This is a genomic window from Kitasatospora sp. NPDC088351 (genome assembly GCF_040685575.1).
Taxonomy (GTDB): domain Bacteria; phylum Actinomycetota; class Actinomycetes; order Streptomycetales; family Streptomycetaceae; genus Kitasatospora.
Window position 1 is genome coordinate 1 of record NZ_JBFBIL010000127.1, and the last position, 3159, is coordinate 3159.

Annotated in this window: 2 protein-coding genes; one reads left to right on the forward strand and one right to left on the reverse strand. The window is 69.7% G+C overall.

All coding sequences use genetic code 11. The features are described from left to right. Positions 1-96: 96 nt before the first annotated feature. Positions 97-2208 (reverse strand): DNA topoisomerase IV subunit B, encoded by a 2112-nt coding sequence (locus AB0P06_RS36730; RefSeq protein WP_363615332.1) that lies wholly within the window; start codon positions 2206-2208, stop codon positions 97-99. Positions 2209-2745: 537 nt separating this feature from the next. On the opposite strand from AB0P06_RS36730, the gene AB0P06_RS36735 reads away from it, so the two are divergent. Further along, on the forward strand, positions 2746-2979 hold the full coding sequence (locus AB0P06_RS36735; protein WP_363615334.1) for a hypothetical protein: 234 nt from the start codon (positions 2746-2748) through the stop codon (positions 2977-2979). Positions 2980-3159: the final 180 nt, after the last annotated feature.

Genomic DNA, 3159 nt, shown 5'->3' on the forward strand with positions numbered 1-3159 from the left:
GACCGCGCTGGCCCTGGCCGCCCGCGAGGGCCGGGCGGCCGACGTCGAGGCGTTCGTCCGACCCAGGGGTGGAGGGCCCGCGCGCGAAGCCGCCGCTCAGGCGTCGATGCGGGAACGGTCCAGGGTGGCCGCCGAGTCCACGATGAACTCCTTGCGCGGGGCGACGTCGTTGCCCATCAGCAGGTCGAAGATCTTCTCGGCCTGCTCCAGGTCCCCGAGGTTGATCCGGCGCAGGGTGCGGTGGCGCGGGTCCATGGTGGTCTCGGCCAACTGGTCGGCGTCCATCTCGCCGAGGCCCTTGTACCGCTGCACCGGCTCCTTCCAGCGCATGCTCTTGCGCTGGAACTCCAGCAGGGTGGAGCGCAGCTCGGCGTCGGAGTAGGTGTAGTGGTACTTCTCCTGGCCGCGCTTGGGGTTGGTGAGCTCGATCCGGTGCAGCGGCGGCACCGCGGCGAAGACCCGGCCCTGCTCGACCATGGGCCGCATGTAGCGCTGAAAGAGCGTCAGCAGCAGGCAGCGGATGTGCGAACCGTCGACGTCGGCGTCGGCCATGAAGATGACCCGGCCGTAACGGGCCTGGTCGATGTCGAAGGTGCGGCCCGAACCGGCCCCTATCACCTGGATGATCGCGGCACACTCGGTGTTCTTGAGCATGTCGCTCACGGACGCCTTCTGCACATTGAGGATCTTGCCGCGGATCGGCAGCAGCGCCTGGAACTCGGAGTTGCGGGCCAGTTTGGCGGTGCCGAGCGCGGAGTCCCCCTCGACGATGAAGAGTTCGCTGCGCTCGACGTCGTCGCTGCGGCAGTCGGCCAGCTTGGCCGGCAGCGAGCTGGTCTCCAGCGCGGTCTTCCGGCGCTGCGCCTCCTTGTGCTGGCGGGCGGCGACCCGGGTGCGGGCGGCGGCCACGATCTTCTCCAGCACGGCCCGGGCCTGGAGCTTCTCGTCCTTCTTGGCGGAGGTCAGGAAGGACTTGAGCTCCTTGGCGACCACCGCGGCGACGATCCGGTTGGCCGCCGAGGTGCCCAGCACCTCCTTGGTCTGCCCCTCGAACTGCGGCTCGGCGAGCCGGACGGTGACCACCGCGGTGAGACCCTCGGTGGCGTCGTCCTTGGTGATGTCGTCCTCGGCGACGCGCAGCAGCTTGCTGGAGCGCAGCACCTCGTTGACGGTCTTGGCGAGCGAGCGCTCGAACCCGGTCACATGGGTGCCGCCCTTGGGAGTGGCGATGATGTTGACGAAGGAGCGCAGGGTGGTGTCGTAGCCGGCGCCCCAGCGCAGCGCGATGTCGACGCCGAGGTGACGGGTGACCTCGGTGGGCGTCATGTGGCCGAGGTCGTCCAGGACGGGGACGGTCTCCTTGAAGGTGCCCTCGCCGTGCAGCCGCACGACGTCGGAGATCGCCTTGTCGGGGGCGAGGAACTCGCAGAACTCGGCGATGCCGCCGTCGTAGTGGAAGGTCGACTCCTCGACCTTGTCGCTCTCGGTCAGCCGCTCGTCACGGACCAGGATGGTCAGGCCGGGGACCAGGAAGGCCGTCTGCCGGGCCCGGTTGTGCAGGTTCTCCAGCGAGAGCCGGGCGTCCTTGAGGAAGATCTGCCGGTCGGCCCAGTAGCGGATCCTGGTGCCGGTGCGGGCCTTGGGCACCTTGCGGGCCCTGGTGAGGCCGTTGGCGGGCTCGAACGGGGCGTCCGGGCCGCCCTCGGTGAAGATGCCGGGGGTACCGCGGCGGAAGCTGATCGCATGGGTGTGGCCGCTGCGGTCCACCTCGACGTCCAGCCGGGCGGAGAGGGCGTTGACGACGGAGGCGCCGACGCCGTGCAGACCACCGGAGGCCGCGTAGGAACCGCCACCGAACTTGCCGCCGGCGTGCAGCTTGGTCAGCACCACCTCGACGCCGGAGAGCCCGGTCTTGGGCTCGACGTCCACCGGGATGCCACGGCCGTTGTCGCGCACCTCGACCGAGGAGTCCTCGTGCAGGACGACCTCGATACGGTCGCAGTGGCCACCGAGCGCCTCGTCCACGGAGTTGTCGATGATCTCCCAGAGGCAGTGCATCAGGCCGCGGCTGTCGGTCGAGCCGATGTACATGCCGGGGCGCTTGCGGACCGCCTCCAGGCCCTCCAGGACGAGCAGGTGCCGAGCGGTGTAGTTGGAACCGTCGTCGCCGGCCAGCAGTGCGGACGGCACGGTCGTTTCGGCACTCACGCGGCACTCTCCTCGGTGAAGTTCTGTCTCATCGGTCACATCCGGGTCCATCCGAATCGCCCGCCAGTGCAGCACAGCGCACCGACAGCCGTTCCCCTGCGTGTGCGCACCCCTCCGCTCGGTACGCAGCACGGCGGGCCGGTCCCGCGCAGCTTGTACGCGCTGCGCGAACAAGAACTGTGCAGGATTCGGGGCGCCGGGGCGCCATCTCCTCCCGGTACCAGCGGTCCTGGCGGACCGTGGGGCCGGGCGCAGGCTCCGGAACTGCCGTTATGCAGGCTACCGGGGCCCAGGACGGGGCTTATGCTCCAACCCAGCAGAGGATTATGCTACGCGGACCTCGACCCCGGTCCCGATCGGGCGTTCGAGCGACGGGCGGATCCTGGGATTCGGTACGCATGAACCACCGGCCCCCGGGGCACGTCCTCATCAACACAGCAGAATCCTCAAAGAAGAAAAGCCACGAGCGGGAACGTTTTCGGCCTGGTTGGATGTTGACCCTGGTACGACAGCTCGTCGAGCTAGAGAAGAGGCGACGTGACTACTGTTCTGACACCTGCGAGCCCGCTGACCGCGGCTGACCGCTGCGACCGCTGCGGCGCCCAGGCATATCTGCGCGTCGTACTCGCCAGCGGCGGAGAGCTGCTCTTCTGCGCCCACCACGGCCGGAAGTTCGAGCCCGAGCTCAAGAAGATCGCCGTGGAGATACAGGACGAGAGCGGCCGTCTCACCAGCACCACCACCAACACGGCCACCGAAGAAGAGCGCTGATTCCCAGCACTTCATCGGCACCCGGCGACGAGCTGTGTCCGGCCGCACACCCTGCGCGACCGGTGAGCCGGGGGGGGGGGCCCCCCCCGGGGGGGCGGGGGGCGCCCGGCCCGGGTGTGTGGGGGCGCCGGGCCCCCCCCCCCCCCCCGCCCCCCCGCCGGCGGGCGGGGCACCGCGAGA